This is a genomic window from Xanthobacter sp. DMC12 (genome assembly GCF_056314105.1).
Window position 1 is genome coordinate 186400 of record NZ_JBQUYZ010000002.1, and the last position, 17174, is coordinate 203573.

The window sequence follows — 17174 nt, forward strand, 5'->3', positions numbered from 1 at the left end:
GATCGAACACTTAAGTCGGTCCCCTTAGGTACTATTACGTAGGGGCGGGACGTCGCATAGATTGGCGGTCGGCATGGCTTTGGCGGTGGAGGACGGGGCAGTGGCGCGCGGGAGAGGGCAGATGCTTGGCGATGCCGTGCGCGGCGCGGCCGCGGCGCTCGTCGCCCTGCTGCTGTGCCGGGTTGCCGGGCTCCAGCCGCTCGGCGGCGACGCGCTGCTGCTGCAACTGGCGGTCATCATTCTGGTGTCGGGGCGAGGCCTCGTGGCGGGTGGCGCGGCGGTCGCCGTTTCCTTTGCCGGCAGTGTCGCGCTGCGCGGCCTCGCCGGTCTCGATGCCCGGCTCGATCTGGCGGCGCCGGCGCTGTTCCTTGCCGTGGGGCTCGGCATCGCGGTGCTCGGCGAGCGCCTGCGCCGCACCCGGCTCGATGCGGCGGCGCGCGATCGCGACCTGCTCGCCCGCGAGGCGCACCTCTCCTCCATCCTCGATACCGTGCCGGACGCCATGGTGGTGATCGACGAGCGCGGCATCATGCGCTCCTTCTCCACCGCGGCGGAGCGTCTGTTCGGCTACACCGCGGCCGAGGCGGTGGGGCAGAATGTCTCGGTGCTCATGCCGTCCCCCCATCGCGAGGGACACGACGGCTACATCGCGCGGTATCTTGCCACAGGCGAGCGCCGGATCATCGGCATCGGACGCGTGGTGGTGGGCGAGCGCAAGGACGGCACGACCTTTCCCATGGAGCTGGCGGTGGGCGAGATGCGCTCCGCTTCGGAGCGGTTCTTCACCGGCTTCATCCGCGACCTGACCGAACGGCAGCAGACCGAGGCCCGCCTGCAGGAGCTGCAGGCCGAGCTGGTTCATATTTCGCGCCTCACCGCCATGGGCGAGATGGCCTCCACGCTGGCGCATGAACTCAACCAGCCGTTGTCGGCGATCGCGAACTACATCAAGGGTTCGCGCCGCCTTCTCGACGGCGGGACCGTGCGGGTGGAACTGCTCCAGGGGGCGCTGGAGAAGGCCGGCGAGCAGGCCCTGCGCGCCGGCCAGATCATCCGCCGCCTCCGGGATTTCGTCTCCCGCGGCGAGAGCGAGCGGCGGGTGGAGAGCCTCGCCAAGCTGGTGGAGGAGGCGAGCGCCCTCGCCCTGGTCGGGGCGAAGGAACATGGTATTCAGGTGCGCTTCCTCTACGACCCCAAGTGCGATCTCGTGCTGGCGGACAAGGTGCAGGTCCAGCAGGTGCTGCTGAACTTGATGCGCAACGCCCTGGAGGCAATGATGGAGACACCGCGTCGCCAGCTTCTGGTCAGGACGGAGGCGGTAGAGGACGACATGGTGATGGTCAGCGTCTCGGATACCGGGCACGGCATCTCCGCGGAGGTGGGCGCGCAGCTGTTCACGCCGTTCGTCACCACCAAGCGGCACGGCATGGGCGTGGGGCTTTCCATTTCCCGCACTATCATCGAGGCGCACGGGGGCCGCATCTGGGCCGAGCCCAATCCCGGCGGCGGCGCCGTATTCCGATTCACCCTCCGCGCCGTGGGCGATGCGGAGGCGGTGCATGACTGAGCAGGAGACAGCGGTGATCCACGTCATCGACGACGACGATGCGGTGCGCGAATCCCTCGCCTTCCTGCTCTCGACCGCCGGCCACGTGGTGCACGAGCACGCATCCGCGCGCCTGTTCGTGGAGGCGGGACTGCCCGCCGCCGACCCGGCCGCGAGCTGCATCATCACCGACGTGCGGATGCCCGGCATGACCGGCATCGACCTGCTCCAGCACCTGAAGGACAAGGGCTCCAGCGTCCCGGTCATCGTCATGACCGGCCATGGCGACGTGCCGCTGGCGGTGGAGGCCATGAAGCTCGGCGCCGCGGACTTCCTCGAGAAGCCGTTCGACGACGTGGCGATCCTCGACACCGTGAAGTCGGCGCTCGACCGCCGCCAGAAGACCAGCCAGCACGACGCCATGCGCGAGCAGGTGGTGGACCGCATCGGCGGCCTGTCGCAGCGCGAGCGGCAGGTGCTCGAATGTCTGGTGGCCGGACAGGCCAACAAGACCATCGCCTACGAGCTGGGCATCAGCCCGCGCACGGTGGAGGTCTACCGAGCCAACGTGATGACCAAGATGAAGGCGCAGAGCCTGTCGGAACTGGTGCGCATGGCTCTGCTCGCCGGCATCGCGCCGCGACCGGCGTGACCGGGGTACCGTTCTGCTCTTTCATCCCGTTCGGCCAGTGAGGGCTTGATCTAACGCAAGGCCCCCGACCCCCTCCCAAAGTAGGTTGGCACAGACCGACCACGCAGACCCGCGAGCGGGTCGTGGGAGAAATGATGGGATGATGGCGTCGGAAGAGCCGCCCGCGTTCGTCGTCCATATCGTCGACGATGACCCGGCGGTCTGCAATTCACTGAAATTTGCCTTGGAAGTGGACGGCTTCAACGTGCAGACCTATGCGCGCTCGGAGGATGTGCTTGCGGCCGACATCTCCTGCGGTGGTTGCATGATTGTGGACTACAATCTCCCGGGACTCAATGGTCTTGACCTGCTGCGGGAGCTTGACCGGCGCCACGTGCATCTCCCCGCCTTCCTCATCACCAGCAATCCCGCCCTGCACGTGCGTCGGCGCGCCACCGACCAGGGTGTCGCGATCATCGAGAAGCCGCTCCTCGGCAACCAGCTGGCCGAGGCGGTGCGCGACAGCTTCGCGCGCTCGCGGCCCTGCTGACGATTTCGCCTTTCCCACTTGCCCCGTTTTCCCTAGCGTTAACGACGGACCGCCGGGCCGAGCCTGAGGCCGGGCCCGAAGCATCGAGGCCGCCATGACCACGCGCAATCTCGACGCCCTCTTTCATCCCCGTGCCATTGCCCTTGTGGGCGCCAGCAACCGTACCGGCACCGTCGGCGCGCTGGCTGCGCGCAACTTGTTCGAGGCGGGATTCGAGGGGCCCATCCTCTCCGTCAACCCGAAGGAGCGGGCGATCCGCTCCTCGCTCAACTACGCCTCGGTGGCGGACCTGCCGATCCCGGTAGACCTCGCCGTGGTCGCCGCGCCGCCGGACCAGGTGCCGGGCGTCATCTCCCAGCTAGGTGAGAAGGGCTGCCGCGCGGCGGTGGTGCTGCCCGCCGGCTATGGGCCGGGCGAGCAGTTCGACGGGGCGGAGCAGCGCCAGGCGCTGCTGGACGCGGCGCGTCCGCACCTCCTGCGCATCATCGGGCCCAACGGCCTGGGCTTCATCTCCACCCGCGCCCACATCAACGCCAGCATCGCCCACCTGATGCCCGCCAAGGGTGATGTGGCCTTCGTCAGCCAGTCCGACACCATGACCGCGGCTGTACTGGACTGGGCCCACGCCCGCGGCTTCGGTTTTTCCCACGTGGCGGCGCTGGGCGAGAAGGCCGACGTGGATTTCGGCGACCTGCTGGACTATCTCGCCCTCGACAACACCACCCGCGCCATCCTGCTCTATGTCGAGAGCATCGCCGACGCCCGCAAGTTCATGTCGGCAGGGCGCATCGCGGCGCGTGCCAAGCCGGTCATCGTCATCAAGGCCGGGCGCAGCGTGGCCGGGGCGCAGGCCGCCTTGTCCCACACGGGCGTGCTCGCCGGCAGCGACCTCGTGTTCGATGCCGCCCTGCGCCGCGCCGGCATGCTGCGCGTCCACGAGATGCGTGAGCTGTTCGAGGCGGTGACGACGCTCTCTGCCGGCATCCGCCTCGCCGGCGAGCGGCTCGCCATCCTCACCAATGGCGGCGGTGCCGGCGTGGTGGCGGTGGACGCGCTGGAGGGCAGCGCCGGCCGGCTCGGCACTCTGCTGCCGGAAACGGTGGAAGCCCTGGACAAGGCGTTGCCCCGTACTTGGTCGCGCTCCAATCCGGTGGACATCCAGGCGGATGCGGACGGCGCGCGCTATGGCGCCGCCCTGAAGGCGCTGCTCGCCGACAAGGGCTCGGACGCCGTGCTGGTTCTGCACGCCCCCAACGCCTTGTCGGACAGCAGCGCCGCCGCGGAAGGGGTGATGGCGGTTCTGGAAGCCCGCCCGCGGGCGCCGGTGCTCACCTGCTGGCTGGGCGAGAGCGCGGCCGCCAACGCCCGCCGCCGCTTCGCCGCCCGCCGCATTCCCACCTATGACACGCCGGACGAGGCGGTGCGCGCCTTCGGCCATCTGGTGGCCTACCAGCGCAACCAGACCCTCCTGATGGAGACCCCGCCGGCGCGCTCGTTCGACGAGCCCGACCGCCCTGCCGCCCGACGGCTGGTGGAGGGGGTTCTCGCGGCCGGCCGCTCCGCCTTGACCGAGGTGGAGGCGAAGGCGGTTCTGGCCGCCTATGACATTCCGGTGGTGGACACCCGCATCGCATCGAGTCCCGAGGAGGCCGGGCGCCTCGCGGGGGAGATCGGCTTTCCGGTGGTGGTGAAGGTGCTGTCCCACGACCTCACCCACAAGTCCGACGTGGGCGGCGTGCGGCTCGACCTGCGCACGTGCGCCGCCGTCGAGGATGCCTGCCGGGCCATCATCGCCTCGGTGGCGGAGAAGCGCCCCGGCGCGCGCATCCAGGGCTTCACGGTGCAGGCGATGATCCGCCGGCCGAACGCCCAGGAACTGATCGCGGGCATCGGTTACGACAGCACGTTCGGCCCGGTGGTGCTGTTCGGGCAGGGCGGCACGGCGGTGGAGGTCATCGGCGACCGTGCCGTGGCGCTGCCGCCGCTCAATGGCGTGCTGGCCCGCGAGATGATCGAGCGGACCCGCGTGGCGAAACTGCTCGCCGGCTATCGCGACCACCCGCCCGCCGACATGAATGCGGTGGCCGGCACGCTGGTGAAGGTGGCGGAGCTGCTGGCCGACCTGCCGCAGATCGCCGAGCTGGACATCAACCCCCTGCTCGCCGACGAGCACGGCGTGCTCGCCCTCGACGCCCGCATCGTGGTGCATCCGACGCGGGTGGAGGGCACCCACCGCTTCGCCATCAAGCCCTACCCCTCCGACATGTCCAAGAAACTGGACCTGACCGATGGTTCCACGGTGGCGCTGCGGCCGATCCGCCCGGAGGACGAGCCCGGCCTCGTGGACGTGGTGCATCGCTCCGACCCGCAGGACGTGCGCATGCGTTTCCTCGGCTCGGTGAAGGACTTTCCGCACCTGATGGCGGCGCGCCTCTCACAGATCGACTACGACCGCGAGATGGCCTTCGTGGCGCAGGAGGACAATGGCGACATCTGCGGCGTGGTCCGCATCATCGCCGATCCCGACAACGACGCGGCCGAATACGCCATCATGGTTCGGTCCGATTTCAAGGGCAAAGGCCTCGGCTTCCAGCTGATGAGCGAGATTCTCGCCCATGCCAGGAAGAGGGGACTGAGGCAGGTGTTCGGAGACGTGATGCGTGAGAACGGCCCCATGCTGCGCCTCGCCGAGGACCTCGGCTTCAAGGCGACGCCGGGCAGCGAGGATCCCTCGGTGATGCGCGTGGTGCTCAACCTGGACGTGCCGTCGCCCGTTGGTGTCCAAATACCAGAGGAAGCTTGACGGCTGTGAACCTTGCGGCGATATCCCTATTGCCACCGCTCCGGGGAGGCTCCACGATGCCGTTGGTTTCCGAGCTCGGACAACCGGCGACGACGAGCGCTGGAAGGGTTCGGGGGAGGAAAAGATGCGCCGGAGGCCGCCCGACCATCCGCTTGATGGCAGGGAACGGGAACGCCGTCGCCATGATCGGCAAGAGTGAATCGTGAGCGATGCCAATGAAGTAGCGCGAGGCCCCTGGCAATCGGAATATCTTGCGCTGCATGATCCCGTGACCAGTCTGCCGAACCGCCTTCTCATGATGGAATTCCTCGCCGGCGCGCTCAGCTCGCCGCAGGAGGGCCGGCGCACGCTCGCCGTGTTGGCGCTCGACATCGATAATTTCCGTCAGCTGAACGAGATGTACGGCCTGGCCTCGGGCGATCTGATCCTCGCCGAGACCGCGCGCCGGCTGCGCCGCTGCGTGCGCGACAACGACCTCGTGGCCCGAGTCGGCGCCGACGAATTCATCCTGATCGCCACGGGCCTCGCCGATTCGAAGGCGGTGGACGGCCTCCACCGTCGGTTGCAGGCGGCGCTGAGCGTTCCGGTGGCGCTGCCCTCCGGCGCGGTGGCCTATCCGCAGGCCGACATGGGCATCGCGCTCGCGCCGCTCGACGCTCACGAGCCCGACAGCCTGATCCACTGCGCCGAGCTCGCCCTCAACCGCGCGAAGCAGGAGGGGCCGGGTGCCTGCTGCTATTTCGCCGCCGACATGAACGACGAGATGGCCGGGCGCCGGACGCTGGAAGGCGACCTGCGGCGCGCCATCGTGTCCGATGAGTTCGTGCTGCTGTTCCAGCCGCGCTGTGACGCGCGCACGCTGGAACTGCTCGGCGTGGAGGCTCTGATCCGCTGGGACCATCCCCAGCTCGGCCGCCTCGCCCCCGACGAGTTCGTGCCCATCGCCGAGAAGAGCGGTCTTGTGATCCCGCTCGGTGAATGGGTGCTGCGCAAGGCCTGCGATACGATCTCCCGCCTGCCCGAGTTGAACGTCTCGGTGAACGTCTCCGTGGTCCAGTTCCGCAATGGGGAACTGGTGGGCACGGTGGAATCGGCGCTCAAGGCGACCCGGCTGCCGGCTCACCGGCTGGAGCTGGAGATCACCGAGAGCGTGCTGATCGAGAATACCGACAAGGCGCTCGACATCCTCGAAGGGCTGAAGAAGCTCGGTGTCCGCCTGTCCATGGACGATTTCGGCACCGGCTATTCCTCCCTCGGCTATCTGCGCACCTTCCCGTTCGACGCACTCAAGATCGACCGCCGCTTCGTCGGCGACCTCGACCAGAGCAAGGGCGCGCTCGCCATTGTGCAGGCCATCCTCGGCCTCGGCCGCGCGCTGGGGATGCAGGTGGTAGCGGAAGGTGTGGAGACGGAGAGCCAGCTCGCCGTCCTGAAGGCCGATTCCTGCGACGAGGTGCAGGGCTTCTATCTCGGCCGCCCCATGACCGAAGAGGCGCTGCGCGCCTATATCGCCGAGCGCCGGCTGGCGAGCTGAAGCGCTCGCGCTACGCCTTGTTTCGGCGGGATCAGAGCCAGGGCGCCGGCCGGTCCAGCGCGATCAATGCCGCGGGTTCGACCCGCGGGCGCACCACCGCCGCCTCCGGTCCGCGCACCAGCACCTCGGGGATGAGGGCGCGGGTGTTGTAGGTGCCGGACTGCACGGCGCCATAGGCGCCCGCCGTCATCACCGCCAGCAGGTCGCCGGGCTTCACCTCCGGCAGCGGCCGGTCGAGGGCCAGGAAATCGCCGGTCTCGCAGACCGGACCGACCACATCGGCCACGGCCACGGCGGCGTCCGCGGCCGGCTCGGCCACCGGCACGATGTCGTGGTGGGCCTCGTAGAGGGTGGGGCGGATGAGATCGTTCATGGCGGCGTCCACCACCACGAAGGTCTTGCCCTCGCCCTTCTTCACATAGACCACGCGGGTGACGAGGATGCCGGCATTGGCCACCAGCATCCGTCCCATCTCGAACACCAGCGGCAGCTTGATGTCGCCGAGCGCCCGGCCCACCACCTCGGCATAGGCGGCGGGGGAGGGCGGCACCGGGTCGGAGGCGGCATAGGGCACGCCGAGCCCGCCGCCGAGGTCCATGTGGTGCAGCTTGTGGCCGGCAGCCATGAGGTCGCGTGCCAGCTCGGCGAGCAGCGTCACGGCATTCTCGAACGGCGCCATGTCGGTGATCTGGCTGCCGATATGCATGTCCACGCCTGATATGGCGAGGCCCGGCAGGCGGGCGGCGTAGTCGTACACGTCCCGGGCGCGGGAAATGGGGATGCCGAACTTGGTGGCCGACTTGCCGGTGGAGATCTTCTTGTGGGTCTTCGCGTCCACGTCCGGATTGACGCGGATGGAGACCGGGGCCGTCACGCCCTTGGACCGGGCGACCTCGGACAGGGCATCGAGTTCAGGCTCGCTCTCGACATTGAAGCAGAGGATGCCGGCGTCGAGCGCCTCGCCCATTTCCTCCCGCGTCTTGCCGACGCCGGAGAAGACGATGCGCTCGCCCGGCACGCCGGCGGCCCGGGCGCGCATCAGCTCCCCGGCGGAAACGATGTCCGCCCCCGCGCCAAGGCGGGCGAGGGTCGAGATCACGGACTGGTTGGAATTGGCCTTCAGCGCGTAGCACAAAAGCACGTCGCGGCCGGCGAACGCCTCCATGAACACGCGGTAGTGCCGCTCGAGCGTGGCCGTGGAATAGCAATAGAAGGGCGTGCCCACCTCGGCGGCGAGGGGGGTGAGGTCCACGTCCTCGGCATGGAGGCGGCCGTTGCGATAGTCGAAATGGTGCATCGGGGCGGCTTGTCGAAGGCTCGTTCTGCGCGCCGGCCGGGGCGGCGCCGTCAGGCGGGCGCCGGGGAGCGAGGGAGGGGTTGCTGTGCGGAAGGCCGTTGGGCGTGGCCTTCGGGCCTGCGGATCAGAGCAGGCCGTCGATGAGGAGCGGCTGGTCGGGGCGGTCGATGCCCTTGAGCAGCTTGTCCGAGCTGTTGGTGGAGCCTGCCGCCTTCTTCTTCTCCCAGGAGGCGTGCGGCACGGCGCTCTCGTTGAACTCCGCCGCTGTCTTGGGCGGGGTATATGGAACGGCGCCGTCCGCGGCGGCCGTGGCCGTGGCGGGCTTGGGCGGCGGGGGCGCCGCGTGGGCGCCCGGCGGGGGCTCCAACGGACCCTTCACCCCGCACGCCGCGAGGGCGAGGGTGCCGCAAAGGGCCATCAGGGTCGCAAGGGTTCGCATCTTCGTCCGTGCCATTGGCATCAAGGTCGGCGCCACTATAGCCCGCGCTGCGGTAAAGGCGAGCCCCCGGGGCGACCGGGGGCTGCTGCCCGTCCGCATCAGCTCGCGTCCGGGGCCGCGCCGAGGCGCTTCAGCCAGCGCCGCGCCTGGGCCCGCACCCGCTGCGGCGCGGTGCCGCCGTAGCTCGTGCGGCTGCGCACGGAGCGCACCACGGACAGCACGGAGAAGACGTCGCCGGTGATGCGCTTGTCCACTGCCTGCATGTCCTCGAGCGGCACCTTGTGCAGCGCAATGCCGCGGTCGGAGGCCAGTGCCACGATGCGCCCGGTGATGTGGTGCGCCTCGCGGAACGGAATGTTCAGCGCCCGCACCAGCCAGTCGGCGAGGTCGGTGGCGGTGGAATAGCCCTGGCCGGCGGCAGAGGCCATGCGCTTCTCGTCGGGCACGAGGTCCCGCACCATGCCGGCGCTGGCGGCGATGACGAGCGAGAGGGCCGAGAAGGCGTCGAACGCGCCTTCCTTGTCCTCCTGCATGTCCTTGGCATAGGCCAGAGGAAGGCCCTTCATGACCACGAGGATGCCGGTGAGCGCGCCGATGATGCGCCCGGCCTTGGCACGCACCAGCTCGGCGGCGTCGGGATTGCGCTTCTGCGGCATGATGGACGAGCCGGTGGTGAAGGCATCCGACAGCTTCACCAGCGCGAAGGACGGCGAGGTCCAGATCACCACCTCCTCGGCGAAGCGCGAGAGGTGGACGGCGCAGATAGACGCCGCCGAGAGCGTCTCCATCACGAAGTCGCGGTCGGAGACGGCATCGAGCGAGTTGGCGGTGGGCCGGTCGAAGCCGAGCGCCGCGGCGGTGGCCTCGCGGTCGATGGGGAAGGAGGTGCCGGCCAGCGCCGCTGAGCCCAGCGGGCATTCGTTGAGGCGCGCCCGCGCGTCCGCGAAGCGGCTGCGGTCGCGCGCCACCATTTCCACATAGGCCATCAGATGGTGGCCGAAGGTCACCGGCTGGGCGGTCTGCAGATGGGTGAAGCCGGGCATGACGGTGGCGGCGTGGGCCAGCGCCTTCTCGGCCAGCGCCCGCTGGAGATCGGCGAGCTGGGCGTCGAGGGCATCCACCGTGTCGCGCACGTAGAGGCGGAAGTCGGTGGCCACCTGATCGTTGCGCGAGCGGGCGGTGTGGAGGCGGCCGGCTGGGGCGCCGATCAGCTCGGCGAGGCGCGATTCCACGTTCATGTGGATGTCCTCCAGCTCGCGCCGGAAGGAGAACTTGCCCGCCTCGATCTCTGACAGGATCGTGTCTAGACCCTTGGTGATCTTCTGGGCATCTTTCGCCGCCACGATGCCCTGGGCGGCCAGCATGGCCGCATGCGCCTTGGAACCGGCGATATCCTGCGCATAAAGACGCTGGTCGAAGCCGATGGAGGCGTTGATCTCCTCCATGATGGCGTCGGGGGCAGTGCTGAAGCGCCCGCCCCACATCTTGTTGCTCATGACGGACCCTCCGGTGATGACCAATGCCGACGACAGCCGCGCGACAGACTCTCAGGACACGGCAACCGGCCCCGGGCCGGGTGCGCCGGTGGTGAGGCGCTCTTCCGCGGTGAGGACGATCGGCGTGGTCGCGCTGGCGACGCTGGCGGGCGCCGTGGCCGGCGCGCTCGCCCTATACGGGATGAACCGCCTCCCCGGCAATGCGCCGCAGGGCCAGAGCGTGGCCAACGTGCCCACCGCCGCCCCTTCGGTCGCCGCCGCCGATCCCGCCTGCACCGGAACCGTGGAGCGGGTGCGGGCCTTCGCGCCCCTCGCCAAGGGCGAGCTTGCGGCGCTCGCGCTGGCGAGCGAGCCGCGCCGCCTGCCGCCACTCACCTTCACCGACGCCGCGGGCAAGCCGGTGACGCTGGCCGATTTCAAGGGTCGGGTGGTGCTGCTCAACCTCTGGGCCACCTGGTGCGTGCCCTGCCGCAAGGAGATGCCGGCCCTCGACCATCTGGAGAAGCGGCTCGGCGGGCCGGATTTCGCCGTGGTGGCGGTCAATCTCGATACCCGCGATCCGGACAAGCCGCGCGCCTTCCTGTCGGAAATCGGCGTGAACAGCCTCGCCTTCTATGCCGATCCGGCGACCAAGACCTTCCAGGCCCTGCGCGGCGTGGGGCGGGGCTTCGGCCTGCCCACCACCCTCCTCGTCGATCGGGACGGCTGCGAGATGGCCTATCTGGCAGGCCCGGCCGAATGGGGCGGTGCCGATGCCGAAGCGCTGGTGAAGGCCGCCATCGGCGCCGGCCGGGCGGATGCCGGAACCACCCGCTGAGCTGTAGCTTGGGGGCAGGGGGACCTGCCCCAGCGGCGTTAGCCACTTCCCAAAGTGCAAAAATATCGCCCCGCTTAAAGCTCTTGCAACCTTCGGGCGGCAGAGTGCTCTGCAACCAGGGGGATGGGGAATCGGGGCGCGGCCGGGGCGGCGGCGAAGCGCTGCCGTTTACCTTTCTTTCACTCCTTTTTCATTTGCGCGAAATGAGCTGGTATATCTTGCTCTTGACAGCACGCTTGCGCGCGTTCATTCGAAGTCGAATCACCGGTGGCGACCATTGAAAATACTATCGATTTTCGGAACGCGCCCTGAGGCGATCAAGATGGCGCCGGTGGTGCGGGCTTTGGGCCGCGAGCCGACCATTCAGTCGCTGGTCTGTGTCACGGGACAGCACCGGGAGATGCTGGACCAGGTTCTCCGCCTCTTCGACCTGACGCCCGACTTCGATCTGGGTCTGATGTCTCACAATCAGGGGTTGAACCGCCTTGCCGGCGGGGCCCTCGCCGCCCTCGACAGTGTGCTGGAGGACGTGAAGCCGGATCGCGTGCTGGTCCATGGCGACACCACCACCGCCATGGCAGCAGCGCTCGCCGCCTTCCATCGCCGCATTCCGGTGGGGCATGTGGAAGCGGGCCTGCGCACCTACCATCTCGGCCAGCCCTTCCCGGAGGAGATGAACCGCCGCATCGCCGATCTGTGCTGCGATCTCCTGTTCGCGCCCACCCCCGGCTCGCGCGACAATCTTCTGTCGGAGCAGCTCGAGGGGCAGGTCTTCGTTACCGGCAACACGGTGATCGACGCGCTCCAGGCCGTGCAGCGTCGCCTCGACGCCGATCCGGACCTGCGTGCGACCATCGACGCCGAACTCCCGCAGCTCGATCCGCGCCGGCCCATCCTTCTGGTCACCGGGCACCGGCGCGAGAATTTCGGCGACGGATTCCGCAACATCTGCGAGGCGCTGGACGAGATCGCCGACCGCGGCGACGTGGAGATCGTCTATCCGGTCCACCTCAATCCCAACGTCAAGGGACCGGTGACGGCCGCGCTCGCCGGCCGGCCCAACGTGCATCTCGTGCCGCCGCTCGACTATCTGCCGTTCCAGCGGCTGATGCAGCGCTCGCACATCGTGCTCACGGATTCCGGCGGCGTGCAGGAAGAGGCGCCCGCGCTGGGCAAGCCCGTCCTCGTCATGCGCGAGGTGACGGAGCGGCCGGAGGCGGTCCACGCCGGAACGGTCCAGCTCGTGGGCACGGGCCGCACCGCCATCGTCAACGCGGTGTCACGCCTTCTCGACGACCCGGCGGCCTATGCGGCCTACGCCGGACGCATCAACCCCTACGGCGACGGGCAGGCCTGCCGCCGGATCGTGGACTGCATCTGCGGGCGGCCGGTGCAGGAATTCTCCCCCCTCCAATCCCCGCCTGCCGCGTCCGCTCCTCGGCGTCCCGCCGGCCTCGACGCCCTGCTCGTGAGAGACTGACATGCGACACGTTTCCACCTCCATCGCCCGTGGCGGGGCCGCCCGTGGCCTTCGCGCCCGGCGCTTCTCGACCCTGGCCGCTGCGCTCGTCCTGCCGGTGAGCCTGCTTTCGGCCTGGCCGGCTGCCGCGCAGTCGCGCAGCCCGGCGCCGCCGGTGGTTGCGCAGGCCCCCGTCGCGCAGGCCCCCGTCGCGCCGCAGCCGGTCTACGTGGCGCCGGCCTATGTGCCGCCGGTGGACCCGATCCTCTCGGCCATCCAGGAGCGGGCGGCGGACACCCGCGTCACGCGGTCCTTCACCCTCGGCGACCTCGGCATCGAGGGCCCGGTGGTGCTGCAGGGCATGGATGCGCGGCGCGACATCTACCTGCCGGTTCCGGCCGGCGTGCCGCTGGAGAATGCCAGCATCGCCGTCGAAGGCGAATATCTGCGCGGCGACGGCGGGCGCACCACGATGGTGTTCTCGGTGGACGGCACGCCGGTGTTTTCGCGGCGCCTGGAAGGCGACAACGGCGGCGCCAGCGCGACGATCGCCGTGGATGAGCGCACCCGCGATACAGGCTTCGTGCGTTTCGGCACCGCCTGGTCGTCGGTGATCGGCGAGGCGCTCTGCGCCGACGAGCGCGGCATCGGCAACGTGCTGAAGCTGCGCCCGAGCACCCGCTTCACCTACAGCTATGATGCCGGACAGGTGCGCAATCTCGCCACCGCCTGGAGCGGCATGCCCGGCTCGGGCTCGCTGCTGGTGGCGGGCGGCACCCTTTCCAGGGACACCTATGACACCGCCTGGCGGCTCGGCCTCGCCCTCGAGACCGCGGGCAAGCGCCTCGTGGTGAAGACGCTGCCGTCCATCGGCGACGAGGTGGACCTCTCCAATCTGGACGTGCCGGCCTCGCTGCGCGCCGTCGCGCCCTTCTCCAGCTTCGTCGGCGTCAAGAGCTACCGCATCCGCGATGCCTCCGAACTCGGCGCGCTGCTGGTCCTGCCCGGCTCCCCGCTCGGTGCTGACGTGGCGGTGGCGGACGTCGCCCTGCTGTCCGGCATCCGCGGCGCGCTCGACGCCCTCGGTGCCCGCCTCGGCACCGCCTCTGCCGCCTTCACCGAATGGCGCGCCCGGGCGGCGAGCCTCGGATCGGCCAGCATCGCTCCCGACGAGGTGAGCCTGCAATTCCTCGCCGGACGTCCGGTGATCGCGGTCGGCGGCGCTGCCGGCGGCAAGGCCACGCAGCTGTTCGACAGCTTCTGGCGCTCCTCGCTGACCTCCGGCACGGTGATGATCCGCGCCGTGGACGTGGGACCGGAGAAGCCCTCCTCCGTGCCGCTGTCGAGCCTCGGCCCGACCGACGGCAATCTCGACGTGCTTGCCCGCGGCGACTGGGTGGTGACGTTCGATCTCGCCGCCGCCACCGGCGGCCGGAGCCTGCCGAGCCGGCTGAACCTCGATGTCGCCGCCGCGCCCGGCGCCTCGACCTCCGAGCCGGTGGTCGCGGTATTCCTCAATGACGTGCTGCTGGCCGCCAAGCGCCTCGACGCCACCGGCCATCCCGAGCGCGTCTCGGCCGCCGTGCCGCCCTATGCACTGGCGGCCCGCAACGTCCTGCGCGTGACCTTCCAGCGCCAGCCGGTGAGCGACCGCTGCCGCGAGACGCCCCAGGCCTTCCCGGTCTCGGTCCTGCCCACCAGCCATTTCGAGCTGGGTGGCGCGGCGCCGGGCGGCGACTTCCTGGGCGTGATCTCGGCCATGGCCTCGGGCGGCAAGCTGCTGGTGCCGGACAGCTACCTTGCAACTTCCAAGTCCAGCCTGCCGCGCGTGGTGCGCGCTGCTGCCGCCGCCGGCATGCCGGCCGGGACCAGCACCTTCGAGGTCTCCTCCGTGGGCACGCCGTTCCGCGCCACCGGCGGCTTCCTTGCCATGGACGTGCCGGTGCAGGGCGTGACGGCGAAGGCCAAGGTGGATGGCGACCGCCTCATCGTCGGCAATGACGAAAAGGCGCGCCTGCTCGACATCACCGGCCTCAAGAACGTGGCCCTGGTGCAGGCGGTGCGCGGCGACGATGCGCGCGGCATCCTGTGGCAGAGCATCGGGCCGGTGGCCATGACGCCGGCCAAGCCCGTGCGCCTGTCGAAGGGCGACGTGGCCCTGGTGGGCGTCGAGGGCACCCTGACGGAGCTTGCCGCCTCCGGAGCGGCGCCGGGGACGGTGCGTGTCGCCGACACCGACGGTGCCGCCGGCACCCTGCAGCGGCTGTGGCAGAATTCGTCGGACTGGGGCCTGCCGCTCGGCATCGGCGCCGCCGCCCTGTTCTTCCTGCTGCTGATCCGCGCGTCGCAAGTGCGTCGCCGCGGCAACTGACCGGATCGGGACCGCCGCCATGGAACTCTACTGGCCCTATCTCCTGGCCGATTACATCCGCGTGGTCGAATACGTGGCGGCCGTGGTGGCGGTCATCATCCTGATCTCGTCCATCGACGACCTGTTCATCGATGTCTGGTACTGGGGGCGGCGGATCTACCGCCGCTTCGTCATCGAGCCGTTCATCCGTCCGCTCACCCCGGCCATGCTCTACCAGAAGGACGAGCAGCCGCTGGCTATCATGATCCCCGCCTGGCTCGAATCCCCCGTGATCGCGGCCATGATCGAGAACATGGTGAGCGTGCTGGACTACCGGCGTTACACGATCTTCGTCGGCACCTATCCCAACGACCCGGAGACCATCGCCGAGGTCGAGCGCATGCGGCGGCGCTACAAGCAGCTGGTGCGGGTGGAGACGCGCAACCCCGGCCCGACCAACAAGGCCGACTGCCTCAACGCCGTTGTGCGCGCCATCTTCCAGCACGAGCAGATGACCGGCGTCGAGTTCGCCGGCCTGGTGCTGCACGATGCCGAGGACGTGCTGCATCCGCTCGAGCTGCGGTATTTCAGCTATCTCCTGCCGCGCAAGGATCTGATCCAGGTGCCGGTGCTCTCGCTGGAGCGCCACTGGTCGGAGCTGGTGGCCGGCATCTACATGGACGAGTTCGCCGAGTGGCACGCCAAGGACCTCGTGGTCCGCGAGAGCGTGGCCGGCTCGGTGCCATCGGCCGGGGTGGGCACCTGCTTCTCCCGCCGGGCGATGCTCCACCTTCTGTCCGACGGCACGGGCGAGGTGTTCAACACCGCGAGCCTCACCGAGGATTACGACATCAGCGCCCGCCTCTATGCGGCGAACATGCAGTCGATCATCGCCCGCCTGCCGGTGGAATACATCGTCAAGCGCGAAAGCCTGTTCGGCTTCGGCCAGGAGAAGGAAATCCTCCTTTCCATGCCGCTGTGCGTGCGCGAGTTCTTCCCCGATACGTTCCGCACCTCCTACCGGCAGAAGGCGCGCTGGTCCCTGGGCATCGCCTTCCAGGGCTGGCGGCACATGGGCTGGCGCGGCAACTGGGCGACGAAATACTTCCTGTTCCGCGACCGCAAGGGCATCGTCACTTCGCTCGTCGCGGTGCTCGCCTATGTCGTCGCCGCGCACTTCCTCCTCTTCATGGGCGCCGAGAAGCTCGGCCTGCTGCCCGCCCGCTACCCCTCCATCTTCGCCACCGAGACCTGGCTGCTGGCGGTGCTGACCGGCAACGCCGTCGCGTTCGGGCTACGGCTGGTGCAACGGTTCTACTTCGTGGCCAACGTGTATGGCTGGGAACAGGGACTGATGTCCGTTCCGCGCGTGGTCATGTCCAACTTCGTCAACTTCGCAGCCACCGTTCGGGCGTGGAAGCTGTTTCTCGGCCACCTCTTCTTCGGCCGGAAGATCGTGTGGGACAAGACCGCCCACGACTTCCCGGACCAGCTGGAGCTTGGCCAGCAGCGCCAGCGCCTGGGCGAGCTTTTGCTCACCTGGCAGGCCGTTCTGCCGGAGCATGTGGAGGAGGCCCTGGCCCTGCAGGCCGAGCGTCAGCAGCCTCTGGGACGCATCCTGGTCTCGCGCGGCTGGCTCGACGAGGAGACCCTGGCGGAGGCCATGGCCTTTCAGTCCAACCTGCCGCGGACGACCGTCACCGAGGCGATGGTGCGCCAGTTCAACGATCTGCTTCCCATCGACATGATGGTGCGGCGGCGCGTGCTGCCCATCGGGCGCGATCCCCGCGGGCGCCTGATCGTCGCGGTGCCCTCGCCGCTGGGCGACAAGGCGATGGAAGAGCTGCGCCGCGCCATCGGCGACGAGCCGCTCCAGCGCATCGCCCGCGAGAGCGAGATCAACGACGGCCTGCGCCTGCTGCGCGGCGTGACCGGCACCGCGGACGGCCAGAAGTCGCCACCTCTGCTCGGCGACCTGCTGCTGGAGAAGGGGCTGATGCGGCGCGAAGCCTTCGAGGCCGCCATGGAGAACTACCACCCCGACGAGGATGGCCGGATCGGCGAATATCTCGTGCGCTCCGGCGTGGTGACGGAGGAAGCCCTGCGCGCCACGATCCGCGAGCAGGAACGCCGCGTCGCCGCGTCGCTCGCGCCGGTATGATCCTCGGCGCGCCCGGCAAAGCCGGCCTGACGGCCTCCGGCCGGGCCAAGTCCGGGCGAGCAACGTCCGGGCTAGCAACGTCCGGGCGGGC

At 69.3% G+C, this 17174-nt stretch carries 12 protein-coding genes; 9 read left to right on the forward strand and 3 right to left on the reverse strand.

The genetic code is table 11. The annotated features are described in order from the left end of the window. The first annotated feature begins 121 nt into the window (after positions 1-121). From ACT535_RS09060 to ACT535_RS09080, 5 genes are all read left to right on the forward strand, one after another. On the forward strand, positions 122-1567 hold the full coding sequence (locus tag ACT535_RS09060) for a sensor histidine kinase (protein ID WP_476364125.1): 1446 nt from the start codon (positions 122-124) through the stop codon (positions 1565-1567). Further along, positions 1560-2198, forward strand: coding sequence for a response regulator FixJ (gene fixJ, locus ACT535_RS09065; protein ID WP_168458593.1), 639 nt, complete (start codon positions 1560-1562; stop codon positions 2196-2198). The genes ACT535_RS09060 and fixJ overlap by 8 nt, the downstream gene beginning before the upstream one ends. A gap of 139 nt (positions 2199-2337) precedes the next feature. Further along, complete coding sequence (locus ACT535_RS09070) at positions 2338-2727, forward strand: response regulator (RefSeq protein ID WP_168458592.1); 390 nt, start codon at positions 2338-2340, stop codon at positions 2725-2727. Positions 2728-2821: 94 nt separating this feature from the next. Next, the gene (locus ACT535_RS09075) at positions 2822-5530 is read left to right on the forward strand and encodes a bifunctional acetate--CoA ligase family protein/GNAT family N-acetyltransferase (protein ID WP_476364126.1); all 2709 of its coding nucleotides are present in this window, start codon (positions 2822-2824) and stop codon (positions 5528-5530) included. A 202-nt stretch (positions 5531-5732) separates the two neighbouring features. After that, positions 5733-7064 (forward strand): EAL domain-containing protein, encoded by a 1332-nt coding sequence (locus ACT535_RS09080; RefSeq protein WP_168458590.1) that lies wholly within the window; start codon positions 5733-5735, stop codon positions 7062-7064. A gap of 31 nt (positions 7065-7095) precedes the next feature. Here ACT535_RS09080 and lysA read toward each other — a convergent pair whose 3' ends face one another. The 3 genes from lysA to argH all read right to left on the reverse strand — a co-directional run bounded on the left by lysA (position 7096) and on the right by argH (position 10296). Further along, the gene (gene lysA / locus ACT535_RS09085; protein WP_476364127.1) at positions 7096-8361 is read right to left on the reverse strand and encodes a diaminopimelate decarboxylase; all 1266 of its coding nucleotides are present in this window, start codon (positions 8359-8361) and stop codon (positions 7096-7098) included. 124 nt (positions 8362-8485) lie between these two features. Further along, entirely contained in the window at positions 8486-8800 is a 315-nt protein-coding gene (gene lptM / locus ACT535_RS09090; protein WP_168458588.1) for an LPS translocon maturation chaperone LptM, read from the reverse strand. 98 nt (positions 8801-8898) lie between these two features. Continuing rightward, positions 8899-10296: an argininosuccinate lyase gene (argH, locus tag ACT535_RS09095; protein WP_476364128.1), complete on the reverse strand. Its 1398-nt coding sequence runs from the start codon at positions 10294-10296 to the stop codon at positions 8899-8901. A gap of 16 nt (positions 10297-10312) precedes the next feature. Here argH and tlpA point away from each other — a divergent pair, with 16 nt between their 5' ends. The 4 genes from tlpA (at position 10313) to ACT535_RS09115 (ending at position 17083) form a co-directional block, all read left to right on the forward strand. Continuing rightward, a complete protein-coding gene (tlpA, locus tag ACT535_RS09100; RefSeq protein WP_476364129.1) occupies positions 10313-11113 on the forward strand; it encodes a thiol:disulfide interchange protein TlpA in 801 nt (266 codons plus the stop codon). 277 nt (positions 11114-11390) lie between these two features. After that, positions 11391-12593, forward strand: coding sequence for a non-hydrolyzing UDP-N-acetylglucosamine 2-epimerase (wecB, locus tag ACT535_RS09105; protein ID WP_168458585.1), 1203 nt, complete (start codon positions 11391-11393; stop codon positions 12591-12593). 1 nt (position 12594) lies between these two features. Continuing rightward, positions 12595-14943 (forward strand): hypothetical protein, encoded by a 2349-nt coding sequence (locus ACT535_RS09110; RefSeq protein WP_476364130.1) that lies wholly within the window; start codon positions 12595-12597, stop codon positions 14941-14943. A 19-nt stretch (positions 14944-14962) separates the two neighbouring features. Next, positions 14963-17083 carry a glycosyl transferase family protein gene (locus ACT535_RS09115; RefSeq protein ID WP_168458583.1) on the forward strand — a complete coding sequence of 707 codons (2121 nt, stop codon included), beginning with the start codon at positions 14963-14965 and terminating at the stop codon, positions 17081-17083. Positions 17084-17174: the final 91 nt, after the last annotated feature.

Bases quoted from the DNA above. Each gene is read 5' to 3' on its own strand.
- ACT535_RS09060 (WP_476364125.1), top strand. From the start codon at position 122: ATGCTTGGCGATGCCGTGCGCGGCGCGGCCGCGGCGCTCGTCGCCCTG.
- fixJ (WP_168458593.1), top strand. From the start codon at position 1,560: ATGACTGAGCAGGAGACAGCGGTGATCCACGTCATCGACGACGACGAT.
- ACT535_RS09070 (WP_168458592.1), top strand. From the start codon at position 2,338: ATGATGGCGTCGGAAGAGCCGCCCGCGTTCGTCGTCCATATCGTCGAC.
- ACT535_RS09075 (WP_476364126.1), top strand. From the start codon at position 2,822: ATGACCACGCGCAATCTCGACGCCCTCTTTCATCCCCGTGCCATTGCC.
- lysA (WP_476364127.1), bottom strand. From the start codon at position 8,361: ATGCACCATTTCGACTATCGCAACGGCCGCCTCCATGCCGAGGACGTG.
- lptM (WP_168458588.1), bottom strand. From the start codon at position 8,800: ATGCGAACCCTTGCGACCCTGATGGCCCTTTGCGGCACCCTCGCCCTC.
- argH (WP_476364128.1), bottom strand. From the start codon at position 10,296: ATGAGCAACAAGATGTGGGGCGGGCGCTTCAGCACTGCCCCCGACGCC.
- tlpA (WP_476364129.1), top strand. From the start codon at position 10,313: ATGACCAATGCCGACGACAGCCGCGCGACAGACTCTCAGGACACGGCA.
- ACT535_RS09110 (WP_476364130.1), top strand. From the start codon at position 12,595: ATGCGACACGTTTCCACCTCCATCGCCCGTGGCGGGGCCGCCCGTGGC.
- ACT535_RS09115 (WP_168458583.1), top strand. From the start codon at position 14,963: ATGGAACTCTACTGGCCCTATCTCCTGGCCGATTACATCCGCGTGGTC.